The following is a 14,535-nucleotide window of genomic DNA, read 5'->3' on the forward strand; positions in this document are numbered from 1 at the left end:
CAAACGCGGATGAATACAGATAAGCGCAGATAAATATCGTAAAGGCGTCGTTTGCGGCGCCCGGTTTGTCATCCGAATCAATCCGCTCAGTCCGAGGTTAAAAACAAATTTAATATAATCATGAATCAACGTCGCACCTTCATCAAAACATTCGCGCTCGCGGGCGGCACGCTCGGCCTTGCAAAGGTCGCGGGCCTGCGCGCCGAAACTCCGGCGAAAACCGCTGCTCCCGCGCCCTATTGGGCGTATGACAAAACCAATGTCGCCGCGATTCGTCCGTATTGGTGCGACATTGCAAAACGCCTTTCAACGCCCGTGCTTGAAGCGCTCTCCAAGCGTCAACTCAAGGCGACCATGCCGGTCGAGCCAAAGGGCACCATGCAACGCGAGGTGACTTACCTCGAAGCGCTCGGGCGTCTGCTCGACGGCATCGCGCCCTGGATCGAACTCCCCGCTGACGACACGCCCGAGGGGCGTGAACGCGCGCGCTTTGCCGCGCTCGCCCGCGAGGCCATTGACGCCGGCACCGATCCGAAATCGCCCGACTACATGCACTTCGGCGCGGCAAAAGTGAGGCAGCCGCTTGTCGATTCCGCATTTCTCGCGCAAGCCATGCTCCGGGCTCCGCGTGAGCTTTGGGAAAAACTCGATTCGCGGGTAAAAACCAACGTCATTGCCGCCTTAAAGCAATCGCGCTCGGTCGGAGCCAGCGTGCGCAACAACTGGGCGCTCTTTGCCGCGATGGTTGAAACGTTCCTGCATCGTCGCGGAGAAAAACGCGACGAGACTCGCCTCTTTCGCGCGCTCACCCTCTTTCGCGAATGGTATGCCGGCGACGGTTGGTATGGCGACGGCGCATCCTTTCACATGGATTATTATAATTCCTTCGTGATTCATCCCATGCTCGTGGAAATCCTCGACGTGGTCGGCGATGAAGCTCCCGAATGGAAAACCTTGCGCGACTCGGCCAATGCCCGCCTCACGCGCTACGCGGAAACGCAAGAACGCTTTGTCGCGCCGGACGGCTCATATCCTGCGGTTGGCCGCTCCATCATATACCGTGGCGGAGCATTTCAGGCGCTTGCGCTTGCGGCACTGCGCAAACAATTGCGAGGAAAACACGCCCCCGCCCAAGCCCGCACCGCGCTCACATCGGTGATGCGCCGCACGCTCGAAGCCCCCGGCACTTTTGACGAAAGCGGCTGGTTGCAAATCGGCCTCTCCGGGCGCCAACCCAGAATGGGCGAAAAGTATATAAGCACCGGCAGTCTTTACATGGCGAGTCTGGCGCTTTTGCCACTCGGTCTGCCGCCGGCCGACACATTCTGGACATCCCCGCACGCGCCCGGCACCTGGGAAAACGCCTGGGGCGGAGCCAACATCCACGCCGACTCTGCCCTCCGAGGCGAACACGGCGACCGTTGGATGGCGAAGGCATAAGACGGGGCCGTCCCATATTCAAAAATTGTCCGAACGGGCCAAAAATCCGCACAATAATAGCACGACACAACGATCTGTGTTTGGGCAAAAGTCGGCGCTAAAAATCAGCTCAGCTAGCCCTATTTTTTGCTCATAAAATCATGAGATTTTAGGAATTGGGCCGATGCATACTTTTGTTGGTTTAAAGCTTTGAATATATGGGTCTGGATTCAGGCAAGCAGACGAAAATGAAACGACCGACTGATTAATAAGAAGAAATAACATGAGAAGACTTCCATATCCGACATCAGACATTAACCATTGAAATGAATATGCTTCTCGCATAATATCATTAATATAGTTAATTGCGGTGTTATCAAAGTGTATAAAGCCTCGCCCCAAAACAAAAATCGCGTCAATGGAAGGACTTGCAATAGAAAACCGCTGCTGATGTTGTGGTGGTAACATTGGCATCTCTATACCTAGGCCTGAATGACTATTCTCCAACCAGCGATAGGCCGTCTGCATAGTCGATGGGCCATCATATGCCACAACATATGAAAGTATGCTTGGCGGCGGTTGTCCGATGGAAATTGTCCCCATCATGGTGCTGCGTTTAAGTTTTTTCAATTTGGAGGCAACCAACGCACTCTGATCTAATGCTGCTTGATTTAGCACAGATTTCACTTCTATTGTCGCAATGACCGATTCGGCCAGAAACCCATTTATGCCGCCGCCGAAATCCAGCTTAGGATAGTCTCGTTTATAAACAACTATATCAATCTGGTTACGTGGTTCTCCTGATTTCGAGTCTGCATCAATAATTTCTCCAGTTCCAATAGCTACACGTTCACTCAAATGTCCTGACAAAAATTCCCGTATGAAAATTTCACGAGGTGTTCCTTTATGCAAGTTGTGCCCCGTAGTCGATTGAACATCGGAGTGAGCTAATATAGATTTCTCAACTTTCTCAAAATGATTTGGTAGCATATCTTCGTAAGAAATTAGCCCACCATCCTTTTTGTGCAATTATTTTTTAATCACGTGATATCAAATCGAAGATCAACTATTTTATTATACCAACGTCCCTGAATTATTGAATTTTGGCGGGGCGAACCCTAAGGGGCGAGCTAGAGCGACGCCGACTCACTCGGAGAGTTCTTCCTACTCTGGATAGTCTGACGTTGGTATTAATCGTTACAGCGTAATACATTGAGGTTGCCTCGTTTTGTTTAGAACTGCAACGAAGTCTGTTGCGTGGTGTTTCATTTAATGCTCCGCTGCTTGCTGAGAGGTTTTTACTAAAAATATTTTCAGCAACTCACCCACGCATCGGCACAACCTCGAACGTTCCCTTGAACACCTTGGTCTTTTCCAAATCCAGATGCCACTCGAGACGTTCAGGCGGGAAGAGCTTTGTCCAGCCGCCGGATTGGTGCGTGAGGACTCGCATCGTATATCCTTTTGCCGCATCGCCGCCGAGTCGCGTGGCTTGCGCTCCCCGGATGTGAAGACTGGCGCCCCCAACCGTCGTGAGGCGCGTCCAGTCAGGGATCCATTTGTTGCCTTGCGCATGCGCTTCGGCCGGCGCGTAGCTCCGCGTGTGGCGGCCGCCATTCGCGGTTCAATTCAATCTACACGGCGAGGCTTGCAATCCCGGTGTTCCAAGCGTGGCGTATTTTTTCCAAAAACTCGCGCTCCGTGCCGCCACTCGACGCATCCGCCATGTGCGTGTCCAGTTCTGGCAGCGTGGCGCGCACGGCATCAACGGTTTTGTCGATGCTTTCACGCGCTTGCCGCGCGGTGAGCAGGCAGGAGTTGACGCCAAAACGCATCAGCTTCTTCCGGCTCGGCCAGCGTTTGCTGCCGTCCATCAGGAGCGCCCAGGTGTCGTTGGGCAGGTAGGGCGTCGTCGTGATGATGTCGTAGATCGGCGCGAGCCAGACTTGCCCCGGCGTGTCGTAGAGAACGCCGAAATTTTTCCTGTGCGCGTCGCCGTTGCGCACGGCGCATGAGAGAACGAGGGATTCGAAAAATATCCGCAACGCGCCAACAATCGGGACGCCGGCGACGGTTTGCGCGATGAGCTTGGCGGTTTGCTCGTAGGTGCCGTTGTATTTTTCAACGGAAGTCCTGCGATCCAGCGCGCAGCAATCCTCGAAGGCGAGGTAGCCGCCGTCCGGCTTCGTGTCGAAACGCTCGACGACGAGGCACCGGCGGTTTTCCGCGAGCCACACGGCGGGCACGGGCAGGCCGGCTTTTTTCGCCGCTTGCAGGCAGAGAAATTCGTTGGTGGCCAGCGCGGGATATTGCGCGGAGTCGAACATTTTCACGATATGCGTCGTCCCCGTCGCTGTGACACGCTCCGGCGTTTTGTCCGCGGAGGCGGTCGGCGACGCGGTTGACGGACTGAAGTAGCCCGCCGTGGAGGCCAGTGATCCGTTGTCGCGGGCGAGGACCTTTGGCTGCGCGCCGGCGATGCCGGAGTAACGCGCATAGTTTTCCAGCAAGTCGTCGAACATGTCCTCCGTCCCCGCGGAGGCGAGCAGGTCGTGCAACGGACGCTCCGGCACGGCCTTGATTTCCTCGACGGAGCCCGCAACGCGCAACCTGCCGATTTGCGAACGCCCCGTAATTTGCAGCATCGTGAGTTTGTCGATTTCCGGCAGCACTTTCAGAAACATCCTCCGGATTGCCTCGTGCAGCGCGCCTTCGGGGAGGTTCATGTCAAAAATGGGGTGGATTTCTCCGGGAGGCGCGAGGTAAGGCGTCTCGCTGAGCGGCATCGTCAACGAAACTGTTTGTTCGGGGCCGGCTTCGCGTTGGTAGCTGAACCGGACGTTTTCGCCCGTTCGTCCGAGCGCGCCAGCGTGTGCGTAATTGGCAAAAACATTCATGCCTCAGCCCAACCTTCCGTTCAGGATTTTATCAGTCTCGGCCAGCGCGGCGGCGCGTTCCGCCGAACGCTGCTTCATCAAGTCGTCCCACGCCGGCAATTCGAGTGGGGCCACGGTCAAGTCCAGCTTCAATTGCGCGCATATGCGCATCAATTTCCGCACACCCAAGTCGGTGATGTCGCCGGTTTCCAGCAGGGAAATAGTGCTTCGGCTCATCCCCAGTTCCCCGGCCAAATCCTGCTGGGAAAGTTTGCGAAGTTTGCGCTGCTTGCAAATTGTCGCGCCTATTTCAGAGAGGTTCATGTTTCACATAAGAAACAAAATGGCGCCAGATGTCAATAATTTGGTCGCGTTTGTTTTACACATGAAACATTAAATGTGTTCCACACTCACTATTAACGCGACCGCTTATTCTCGCACCGGAACAATCTCGAACATCCCCTTGAACACCTTGGTCTTTTCCAAATCCAGATGCCACTCGGGACGTTCTGGCGGGAAGAGTTTTGTCCAGCCGCCGGATTGGTGCGTGAGGACTCGCATCGTATATCCTTTTGCCGCATCGCCGCCGAGTCGCGTGGCTTGCGCTCCCCGGATGTGAAGGCTGGCGCCGTCAATCGTCGTGAGGCGCGTCCAGTCGGGGCTCCATTTGTTTCCTTGCGCATGCGCTTCGGTCGGCGCGTAGCTCCACCAACCGAAGCGTGTGGCTGCCGTTTTACCGGCAATCGAATTGAGCGGGCCATGGCCGAGCCATGTCAGGCGGCTGAGGTTTTTGCCGATTGAAAACTCAAGACCGCACTCGGGAATGAACGGCGCGTCGAGCCTGGGCTCCACTTCGAGCGCGACTCGCAGCACGCCGGTGTTCGTTATCGTGTAGGTGTAGGTTGCAACGGCGGTGTTGAGATCGTCAGCGCGGTATTCGGCCCTGGCTGTGATGCTCACTGCATTGGCAGACTCGGCGATGTTCCACTTGATGAGCTTGGGCGCTATATTCCGCATAAACGTGTCCCAGTCGTATTGACGTTCGCGTTTGTCGAGCGGATTGCGTTCGCCATAATCCACGGGCCGCCAGACGACAAGCGTCGCGCCATCGGTGAGGCGTTTGCCGGCCATGTCGATGGAGGCAATTTCGCCGGTGGAGGAGTTGAATTCATAGCGCGTCGCGCCCACCGCGACGGAAACAATGTCGCCGTGTTTTTCGATTTTTGGCTTGGTCGGGTTGTCCGCGGCGGGTTGCGGTGTGGCTTCGCAGCCGATGCGAACGCTTTTCCTTGTCATTTCGCTGCCATCGGCGCGGATGAATGCGATGTCGGCGTAATAAACGTGCTGTGCCAAATCAGTGATCTTGTCCGTGGGGACCTCGAGTTGCGCGATGGCTCTCGGAGGCGCATCAAGGGTGACTTCGTTTTTATCCATGACGTCGGCATCACGATAAAGGGTCCAGACAATCTTGACGGTATTTAGATTGAGGAAATCGTGATCGTTACGCACGGGGATGCGGAGCACGGGCTGGTTTGCGTTAAAGGCAATCCGCTCGGTGAGCACGCGCACGGGGGCGTAAACCGCCTTTGTTTCCCAGTAGTCGCGTTGCGGGGTGCGGTCGGCGTTGACGATGCCGTCGGCCCCGTCGTTGCCGTGTGCGTCGATAATCGCGGCGCCGTTTTCGATGATGCGTTCCGCGACGAGCTCGGTGCCGTAGGGCGTGTAGCGTTTTTTGTCGCGCATGGGGTGCAGGACTTCGCGTCCGTTGACTGGGCGGCGAATGCCCTGGTCGGCCCATATCCAGATGCAACCGCCCGCTCCCGCGGGATGCGCGGTGAGTGTGTCGAAGCGTTGCTCGAGCTCACCAAAGTCAAACTCGCCGGGGCCGAGCGCGTGCGAGTATTCGGTCGTGACGATGGGACGGCGCGAGTCGGCGGCGAGCTTGTCGTAGTCGGCGGCGCTCCAGTAATGCGGCGCAAGGATGTCGATTTCAGGCGGCAGGTGAGTGTCGGCGCGAAATGGCATGAGCACGGGACGCGTGGGATCGAGCCCCTTGAGCATGCGCAGGCCGGCGAGGTGTATTGACGTGAAAGGGTCTTCGTTTCCGAAATCCCAAATAATAACCGACGGGCGGTTGCGGTCGCGCGCGACGGTTTCGTGGAGGCGCAGAAACAGGCCCTCGGCAAGGATGGGGTTGTTCAATTCGCCGCCACCGTAACCGGTCGGTATTTCATTGAGAACATACATGCCCATTTCGTCGCAAAGGCGCAAAAATCCCTCGGCTGGCGGATAGTGCGCGCAACGAACCGTGTTTATGTTCGCGGCTTTCATCAGTTCCAAGTCCTGCCGCCAGTGCTCGGCGCGTGTGGCACGCCCCACATCGGGATATTCGTCGTGGCGATTGACGCCGCGCAGTTTCACCGGCTGTCCGTTTACGCGAAGAATGCCGCCGGTGGTCGAAACGTCGCGAATGCCGATGCGGTCGCTCCATGTGTGGACGTGTTTGTCGTGATAATAAAGATCGACGCGCAAGTCGTAGAGGTTGGGCGTCTCGGCAGTCCACGCGGCGGGCGAATCGACTCGCAGCGTGACCGGCACATCGCGGCCGTTATGACCGCTTGTGATCGTGGCGGCGGTGTAGGTGTGCGTGGCGACAATTTTGCCGGCGCGCGAAAGGGTGGCCTTGAGTTCGAACGGAGGCGACGGGGCGAAGATGTAGGCTTTTTCATTGCGGGAAACCATAGCCCGCACCTCGACATCGGCGTTGCGATACTCGGAGTCGAACACAGTGCGCACATCGACACTTTCGATATACAGCTCGCGAGGCGTGTCCTCAATCCATACGCTGCGATAAATACCCGGCAGCGCCCAGTCATCATTGGTGTCGAAGCGGTGCGACTGGACACGCTGACGCACACGAACGGCAATCTCGTTCTTTTTCCCGGGCCTTATGTTTTTTGTAACATCAAATGCGAATGAAGTGAACCCGCTGTCATGCCGGCCGATATTCTTTCCATTGAGCCAGACCTCGGCCGATACCCACACGCCATCGAAATGCAGCAGCACACGCCTCCCCTTCAGTGATGCGGGAGCCTCAAAACTGTGCAGATAAAACCCCTCGGAAAACGTAGGCCGGCGGTAATGCGGTGACTCGAACTCGTCGTTCGTCGTCCAGTTCGACGGAACGGTGATGGGCTTGAACGCGGAGGAGTCGAAGGAAGCCTCGTAAAACTTGCCAAACTTCGCATCGGCCTCCTCCGCATTTTGCGCCAGTGCAAACCGCCACTGACCGTCGAGCGGAAGTTGCCCGCTTGCAGAGGAGGAGGAGGTGCGCGCATTGAGCAAGTTGATGCCAAGCAAAAATACGAGGCCCAAGGAGAGGGGAAGGATTCGAGGTGTCATGATGCAAATTTATTAGTGAGGGTGAGTGTGACGACGGGCTCCGAAAATTAGGTTTTAAGCATAACAGTATGCCAAACCCACAGGTCCGATTGCATCACCAAATCTGGTGAATTCTAGAGGATATAATGCTGGCGAAAAAACGCCTGGATAAATCCCATTTTGCATGGTTTCGCTGTCTCATGATGGCTGCATGATTGCGTCTTTGTCGTTGAGATCACGTCATGGACTCGCTGAAATCCCCGCCATGCGCATCTTGCACGTAGCCGACCTGCATTTTCGGAAGGAGTGGTATGAATGGGTCGCGAGCCAGTCCGACGACTATGACGTGCTCGTGATCGCGGGCGACCTGCTCAACATGCTCCCGGTCGAAGCGACACCGTTGCCGCAGCAGGCGCGTGTTGTCCGCGACTGGTTGCAGGCGTTGCCGAAGCCGGTGGTCGTGTGCACCGGCAACCATGATGTCTGGCGGGGCGACCCGCTCGTCCCGACCGACGCCTGGGCCGAGGGCGGCTGGCTGCAGTTGTGCAAAAGCGAAAAACTCGTCGTTGACGGGCAGGTTGCGGATTTTCACGGCGAACGCTTTGCTGCCGTAAAATGGGGCGAATCGGATTGGCCGGACGAAGCGAGTCTCGTGGTCGCGCACGCTCCGTCTGCGGAGTCTCGCGTGGGCACCGACGCGAATGACGTGGATTTGGGCGACCTCGCCATCGCCCAACGCATCGTTGATAAACGCCCAAAATATATCCTCTCCGGGCATGTGCATAGGGCGCGTGACTGGGTGGCTTTTGACGGAAACACATACAGCTTCAATCCCGGTTGCGACTGGTTGGCGCTGACGCCGAATCATATTTTCATAGACACCGAAAACCGCATCGCTCGCTGGCACTCCGCCACGAGAGGCTGCGGTGAAAGAGCGTTGGATGAACGTGGTCTGTAATAATTGTCTGCATCCGATGCCATATCGCCCCGCGGCAAGCTCTGCGGCGGACGATTAAATAGAATGAAACTCGAGAATTGTATAATTCGATGATTTCGCCGTCCAATTCTGTCGAATTGCCATCCTTGGGAAATGCTCAAAACCCAATATTTGAAAAAGGGACTGTCGAAGGTAACTTTCCTGCCGTCGCGGGAAAAAATCTTCTTGGCAATCAAGCTGGTCACGGTGGAGTTCATTGAGCTGGGCGACTTGATTTTGTAATCCACGAGGGTTTCGCTGGCAAAAAGGGGACCGCACGGAGGCAATAACTTTCAGGGCTGTTTGCTGAATGAGGGAAAGCTGTTTCCAGACGGTTTTATAACAGGCGTTAAACTGATCGAGGGCAATGGCCCGGAGGGCTTTCGCGACCACCTTTCAGCCGGGATGATGTTTTAAGCGGCAATTGCAAACGCGATGTTGGCAAGGTGGATGATGTCTCCGGTGCAGGGCCCGGCCGCCGCGACAATTTCCGCCCGAGATTGAAGTTCGGAACCGCGGCTTTCTTTGCCGTTTGGTTCATCCAGTCCACCAGATGCTGCGCAGGAATACGATCAACATGCATGAGCAGCCGGCGCCCTTTCCCGGCGCATAGTTTTTTCAACCCGCGAAGTTGTCTGTCGCGGTTCGCAAACGACCAGCGCCCCGCCGGGCACGGTTTGTCTTACCGCATCCGCCAACTCCCGGATCTTTCCGGATAAAATATAATCTCTGGGAGTTTTATTATTTAAATCTTCACACTTTGTTCCCAGCCATTTTACAAAATCTGTCGTTGGCCTCAGCGTGTGCATTGCCTTGACGATTTCCTCGAACGGGGCGAGTGCCTTTTGAATGCCTGGGCTGCAAGGAGAGGGCTCAATGGATAGGGGCGGTTTGCCAAGTAGTTTTGAAAATTCGGACACGTTGATGCCGTATATTTTTCCATTATTCTAACATCCAGCCGTCCGTTCTCGTTTCGAATTGGCGATAGGTGCAGCTTGTCTTTTCCGCTGGAGCCCATGTGCAGGTAATATTCCATGATGAACTTGATGTAAGCAATGGCTTCTCTTTCGTTTTTTCCCGAGACACGACAGCATGTGACGCCATTGCGTGACAGAATCCAGCTCCCTCTTGACTTCCTCAGCGTCAAGGGCGCGTGCGCGTCATGGATAAACCATGGCGTGTCCGGCCAGATAGCCAAAATATCCTGGTGCGCCTTGATGCTGGCTTGCGCGCGTTCTTTATTCTTCGGGGTCAGCAAATGACAAAGTTCCGTTTTCGGAATCTCGGAATCCTCCAGAAACTCGAAGTAATTCATCAATAGGCGCGCCCTTGGCGCGGCAATGTATTTCTCACACGCTTTCCATTCGGGATAACGGCGGACGTATGCCGTTAATTCACGCGTTGATAGCGTCCGAAAATTGCCCCATGTCCATTCGAACGCCTTCATTTCCAATTCCGCAAGCGAAGCGGTATCCAATGGTCTTACGGTTCGATACGAGGTTTTGTTCACAGGCTCTATGTAGCTGCTGTTGTAAGCACGAAACTCTTCCCGGATGATGTCGTTTTGGGCAAATTGTTTTGCATTCCACGCCATGGGCCCGATTCGCGTGGCGTAGTAGGTGTCCCCGGTGATGGGACGCCAGCGATAGCGCAAATAATACCGGTCGGAAAAATATATAAGCATTAAAGCCCTGTTTTTGTTTATGACACCCCCGGCTTTGATTGCAAAAAAGTTAAGCGCCTGCGTGGTGGTGGTGCCTTTGAATTGAAAAGGCTCGGACAGGCAGCCGAGCGTGGCGTATGCCTCCCGGGATGCCGTCTGCTGAAATGTGCTCTTCGGTATTATATTAGGCATTATTGAAAATTGTTATATATGCGCTCCAGTATCGCGGAAATCATCTAATCCCGGTAAATATCCAGCTATGGCTTCACGCTTACGATACCCGGGCGGTTCCTGGTCAACCCGCGCGTGGCTGGCCTCGATCCATACTTGAAGAAGTTCTGTATCGGTTAACGGTTCGATTGGGAGCCCTCTTGCTGATGGAAAACCGGCATTTTTAGCGAAATCATATCGTCCGCCGGGCAACCCGTCGCGTAAGCGAACGCCGTGCCGTCTGGAGTTAAGCCTGCAAAATGATCGGGTGTCAGATAAACGCCTAACATGCGGGCGGGCTCTGTCTGCGTTTGCAGGGTGGCTTGTTGAGAGTTGCAATAGCTTCATTAAAAGCGGCGTCGGCCTCGTCCAGTAGCCTTTCTCGTCTCAGGTCATGGGATGCGGCTCGGATGCGACGGGAGAAACCTTGTCCGCTGGCGCGCACTTGTTCCAGTGGCTGGTCGGGCGCAGGCGCGTCTTCACCGTCTGTTTCGAGGACGGCAAGCATTCCGCCGAGAGCGATGCGCGCCTCGGTAAGCGCTTCTTCCTCGGTGGCGCCGTCCGCTAGCAAGCCGCGAAACGCGGGCACACGGGCGAGGTAGCGTTGACGCTCCGCGCTCCACCCGACTATGACACGGTAATCGTCTATTGTTCTTTTTTTCATTTACCCCCGTAATGTTTGGGTAGTTTTCCTTCTTTTGTCAGGACTCCTAATCTAATCAAAAATTTCATATTTTCGGCGGGGGATGATCTGCGCAGGCGGTTTCTCTGGATTCGCAGGAGGAGCAATTCCCTTTTTTGTTTCGCGGCACGGGAGGTGTTTTCGAGTCGGAATACGAATCTGCCGTTTACGACAGTTTTCTCAAAAATTTTGACCTGACTGATCAGGATTGCGAGATAGTCCTTTTGGTCGGGCGTCAATTTTTTGCCGGCGAGCGCGTCAATCATTTCGATGGTATTGTCGTAGGCGGTTTCGTCGTGGATTGGCCGGAGCAGGAGGATATTTGCAAGACCTCCGTAGGTTTTTGGGAGGCGCTTGGGGAATCTTTTGGGAATCGTTTTCAGGGTTCGTGATTTCGTTGATTTTGTGCGTTTCATATTGTGATTATATGCTCATCTTGCGCCCTGTGGCTTGATTTCCGGTGAGAGATTTTCGTTCGGAGCCATCCTTCTTGTTTCAATGCCATAATCGCCCTCCATACGCGGCCCCGGCGTCGAGGGTAAACCCACGTTTGTCGCTCCGTTCCAGATTACCGCGTCAAAGCGCTCAACCCAGCCGCTTATAATATCGGGATTGTTGGCCGACAAATGTCCATGATGGCTCGCCTTGTCCTCCTCGAGGAGGAATCGTTTTTCATCAACAATGCAGAAATTAATGTGCAAATCCCTCGGGTTCGCGTTCTCGCACACAGTTTTAAGCTGGATGCCGTGTCTTTTGATAACATCCATGAACTCCCTGTCATCGCCGTTGGGATTTTGATCCTGAATGACAATGGTGAAAACAACGCCCCTGTTCGCGGCATCGCAGACAGCCTTGGCAAGCGCCGGGCTCGCGAATATTTCGCCGTCCAGCCTTTCACTTAAAATGCGGACGGTCTTTTGGGCGCTTTTAATAAATTGATGGATTATGATTGATGCCTGTTTGGATCTCCAGCATTGCGCAACCAGGGGGGACTCTTCCACGATAAGGTTTTTAATGAATTTATTGTAATCGGATTTTTTCATATCAGCACCTGCTCCGGGTTTTTCAAGAGAGCACCCACGTCACAGGTTGTTTAAACCGGGCACCCGGTCATGGATTGGTTTATCATACGGAGGAATTCGGAGGAGTTTTCCGATGAGGGCATGCAGGCTCGCCCGAAACTTGAGGAAGTTGTTTTTGTTCTCCGGCTTTTCGAAAAAATGACTCCAAAGGTGTCGGGCAGGCGGTTTGTTGGAAGGATGTGTCATGTGTGCTTGGAATGGGAGTTGATGGCGGCGGGGCACATGCCGCCAAGTGTCGCGATGGGTTCTGTATTCCGTCGCAATCAAGATGCCGGTTGAAGGCCAGCGGCTTAAACATGGCTCCACTGGCATCCCTATATAGACGAGACTGGAAATTTAATTATTTTTTAGTAGATGATCCCGTTGGTGGAGTGATTTGTGTATTGATGCAAGATTTTTTTGAAAATTTATAGACATCCAGATTCGCAGAAACGAATTTCTGGAAAAGTTTTCTTAAACAAACTTATATTCAATGATTCTCACTCTAAACATTTTTAAAGTTACATGCGGTTATAATCATAGGTTTCCCTCGGAAAAATGAAACTTTCATATCGACCTGGATCTTAACTTCAGATTGGCATTGATAGGTTTTAATGTGATGTTTTTCAACCTGATTGAAACATTCATTTAACATTCAGCGCTATTGAATGTTTTCGCCTGAAAATGTTTTTGCTGAAATGTTCCAATCTCACCCTGGAAGTTTTTTGACCAAACTTATGTTGCTATTTTAACCGTTCATTGTCCGTTAAAGATTATTTGTGTTTAATATTTTAATAAGGTTATTTTTGATTTTCATTATTTATAGTTGACCTCGGAAAAAATGCTACGATGTCGCATGAAAAATGCGCGCCGTGCGGAACACGCGGGGGTCGCGGCCCGAAGGACCGCGACTCTCGCGTCGCCACATCTGCTCAGATGCAATCGTCCGGAAGCGGCAAAAGCTCCACCCATCCGAACGTCTCGATGATTTTTTCCTTCGCAATGCGCCGTTTCACCGCCGGCAGTTTTCCGAACTCATCCGCCTCCGGCCATGTCCCCGAGGTGAAAGCTCCAAACCTGTCGGTGACGAAGGAATAAAAGGGATTCACGCCCTGCGACGGCGGCGATTCCATCTCGACGATTTTGTCCAGGAGGTTGTTGACGATGACACTTTCGGCTTTCGTCAGCCCGGTGGTTTCCGTCGCGTCATCGCCCGCCTCGACCCACTGGAAGGCGTCCTCGATTTTGTCCGCCTTCCAGATGGCCCTCAAAATCGCCGGCAGGCGCAGCCACACCTCGTGGGAGATTTCGCGCTCGAGCCTGGTTCTGGCGTGGAAGTAGGCGTCAACCTGCCATTCGATGTCGGGCTGGTCCGGCAGCGCGTCGAAGAACTCTCGAAATGACTCAAGGAACGCTTGGTCAAGGCTGCGATGCTTGTGATCGGGCCGTCGCAAGGCGCCATGTTCATCGGGACGGATTTCGACGAGCGCGTGGGTGACGCCACCGTCCCCCGTGAGCGATTTGCCCTCAAGGAAAGTGCGAACCTCGCTGGCAAACTCCTCGCGTGTCATCGTGGTGAAGAGCGAGGATGCGATGAGGTTGAGCACCTCGTGACGTCGCACGAGTATCCAGCGATCCTCGGTCGTGGATTCATCCGGGGGAGACTTGAGGTTCGCCCTCATCGCGATGATCATGGCGTCGATTGATTTGTATGGCACGACGCAGACGGTGTAGGCCCAGCCCTCGTCGGGAGTGAAGTCTATCGCGATGCCGTAGAGCCGGGTAAACGCGGTGCCATCCGCGCTGATGGTGAGTGTGTCGAAGCGCAACTCCAATGCCGCGTCGCGGTCGGAGCGTTTCGTCCCGGGGTCCGGAGAGACGATGCGTTCGAGCGTTTTGACTTGGGCGGCTGTCGGAGTGAATCCGTCGAACATGGCGGCCTTCGTGAGAGCGGCGCGGCGCTCGCCGCCGGTTGATGTTTGCGCGGTTTGGGCCGCGCGAAAAAGGCGCAGGAATCCCTCCGGCGCCAGTTTGATTTCCCCTGTTTCGGTGACGAACTTCAGGGGGACGTTGTGTTGTATATTCATGTGTTTAAGAAAGCCCCCCGCACGAACCCCACCGCCGCGGATTGCGGACGGTTATAAAAGAGCCATGCAAGGGGCGATCAGCCCAACACACCCGCGCAAACCGCAGCCCGAAGGGCTGCGGTTTGCGACAAAAAACATATAACATTTTGAATATAAATATTTTAATTAATCAAAAGAGGT

General features: G+C 54.5%; 11 protein-coding genes. 3 read left to right on the plus strand and 8 right to left on the minus strand.

Annotated elements, in window-relative coordinates:
• Nucleotides 1-120 precede the first annotated feature (120 nt).
• Nucleotides 121-1,440 carry a DUF2264 domain-containing protein gene (locus M2447_RS09895; protein WP_277558477.1) on the plus strand — a complete coding sequence of 440 codons (1,320 nt, stop codon included), beginning with the start codon at nucleotides 121-123 and terminating at the stop codon, nucleotides 1,438-1,440.
• 138 nt (nucleotides 1,441-1,578) lie between these two features.
• Here the strand turns inward: M2447_RS09895 and M2447_RS09900 are convergent, their stop codons facing one another.
• The 4 genes from M2447_RS09900 to M2447_RS09915 form a co-directional block, all read right to left on the minus strand.
• A complete protein-coding gene (locus M2447_RS09900; protein ID WP_277558478.1) occupies nucleotides 1,579-2,409 on the minus strand; it encodes a DUF6602 domain-containing protein in 831 nt (276 codons plus the stop codon).
• A 644-nt stretch (nucleotides 2,410-3,053) separates the two neighbouring features.
• Nucleotides 3,054-4,316 carry a type II toxin-antitoxin system HipA family toxin gene (locus tag M2447_RS09905; protein ID WP_277558479.1) on the minus strand — a complete coding sequence of 421 codons (1,263 nt, stop codon included), beginning with the start codon at nucleotides 4,314-4,316 and terminating at the stop codon, nucleotides 3,054-3,056.
• Between the two features lie 3 nt (nucleotides 4,317-4,319).
• Nucleotides 4,320-4,619: a helix-turn-helix transcriptional regulator gene (locus M2447_RS09910; protein WP_277558480.1), complete on the minus strand. Its 300-nt coding sequence runs from the start codon at nucleotides 4,617-4,619 to the stop codon at nucleotides 4,320-4,322.
• Nucleotides 4,620-4,724: 105 nt separating this feature from the next.
• Nucleotides 4,725-7,697 (minus strand): glycoside hydrolase family 2 TIM barrel-domain containing protein, encoded by a 2,973-nt coding sequence (locus tag M2447_RS09915; RefSeq protein WP_277558481.1) that lies wholly within the window; start codon nucleotides 7,695-7,697, stop codon nucleotides 4,725-4,727.
• A gap of 244 nt (nucleotides 7,698-7,941) precedes the next feature.
• Between M2447_RS09915 and M2447_RS09920 the strand changes: the two genes are divergently transcribed.
• Nucleotides 7,942-8,634, plus strand: coding sequence for a metallophosphoesterase (locus M2447_RS09920; protein WP_277558482.1), 693 nt, complete (start codon nucleotides 7,942-7,944; stop codon nucleotides 8,632-8,634).
• An 814-nt stretch (nucleotides 8,635-9,448) separates the two neighbouring features.
• Here the strand turns inward: M2447_RS09920 and M2447_RS09925 are convergent.
• A complete protein-coding gene (locus tag M2447_RS09925; RefSeq protein ID WP_277558483.1) occupies nucleotides 9,449-10,507 on the minus strand; it encodes a Panacea domain-containing protein in 1,059 nt (352 codons plus the stop codon).
• 301 nt (nucleotides 10,508-10,808) lie between these two features.
• Nucleotides 10,809-11,189, minus strand: coding sequence for a hypothetical protein (locus tag M2447_RS09930; protein WP_277558484.1), 381 nt, complete (start codon nucleotides 11,187-11,189; stop codon nucleotides 10,809-10,811).
• A gap of 134 nt (nucleotides 11,190-11,323) precedes the next feature.
• Here M2447_RS09930 and M2447_RS09935 point away from each other — a divergent pair, with 134 nt between their 5' ends.
• Complete coding sequence (locus M2447_RS09935; RefSeq protein ID WP_277558485.1) at nucleotides 11,324-11,599, plus strand: hypothetical protein; 276 nt, start codon at nucleotides 11,324-11,326, stop codon at nucleotides 11,597-11,599.
• A 39-nt stretch (nucleotides 11,600-11,638) separates the two neighbouring features.
• Here the strand turns inward: M2447_RS09935 and M2447_RS09940 are convergent, their stop codons facing one another.
• Both M2447_RS09940 and M2447_RS09945 read right to left on the minus strand, forming a co-directional pair.
• On the minus strand, nucleotides 11,639-12,250 hold the full coding sequence (locus tag M2447_RS09940; protein WP_277558486.1) for a phospholipase D-like domain-containing protein: 612 nt from the start codon (nucleotides 12,248-12,250) through the stop codon (nucleotides 11,639-11,641).
• 950 nt (nucleotides 12,251-13,200) lie between these two features.
• Nucleotides 13,201-14,355: a hypothetical protein gene (locus M2447_RS09945; protein WP_277558487.1), complete on the minus strand. Its 1,155-nt coding sequence runs from the start codon at nucleotides 14,353-14,355 to the stop codon at nucleotides 13,201-13,203.
• Nucleotides 14,356-14,535: the final 180 nt, after the last annotated feature.

Origin of the sequence: Ereboglobus sp. PH5-10 (assembly GCF_029504735.1) — a bacterium.
In the GTDB taxonomy this organism is placed as follows: Bacteria; Verrucomicrobiota; Verrucomicrobiia; order Opitutales; family Opitutaceae; genus Ereboglobus.

Coding starts and splice junctions, on each gene's coding strand:
- M2447_RS09895 (WP_277558477.1), top strand. CDS start 121: ATGAATCAACGTCGCACCTTCATCAAAACATTCGCGCTCGCGGGCGGC.
- M2447_RS09900 (WP_277558478.1), bottom strand. CDS start 2,409: ATGCTACCAAATCATTTTGAGAAAGTTGAGAAATCTATATTAGCTCAC.
- M2447_RS09905 (WP_277558479.1), bottom strand. CDS start 4,316: ATGAATGTTTTTGCCAATTACGCACACGCTGGCGCGCTCGGACGAACG.
- M2447_RS09910 (WP_277558480.1), bottom strand. CDS start 4,619: ATGAACCTCTCTGAAATAGGCGCGACAATTTGCAAGCAGCGCAAACTT.
- M2447_RS09915 (WP_277558481.1), bottom strand. CDS start 7,697: ATGACACCTCGAATCCTTCCCCTCTCCTTGGGCCTCGTATTTTTGCTT.
- M2447_RS09920 (WP_277558482.1), top strand. CDS start 7,942: ATGCGCATCTTGCACGTAGCCGACCTGCATTTTCGGAAGGAGTGGTAT.
- M2447_RS09925 (WP_277558483.1), bottom strand. CDS start 10,507: ATGCCTAATATAATACCGAAGAGCACATTTCAGCAGACGGCATCCCGG.
- M2447_RS09930 (WP_277558484.1), bottom strand. CDS start 11,189: ATGAAAAAAAGAACAATAGACGATTACCGTGTCATAGTCGGGTGGAGC.
- M2447_RS09940 (WP_277558486.1), bottom strand. CDS start 12,250: ATGAAAAAATCCGATTACAATAAATTCATTAAAAACCTTATCGTGGAA.
- M2447_RS09945 (WP_277558487.1), bottom strand. CDS start 14,355: ATGAATATACAACACAACGTCCCCCTGAAGTTCGTCACCGAAACAGGG.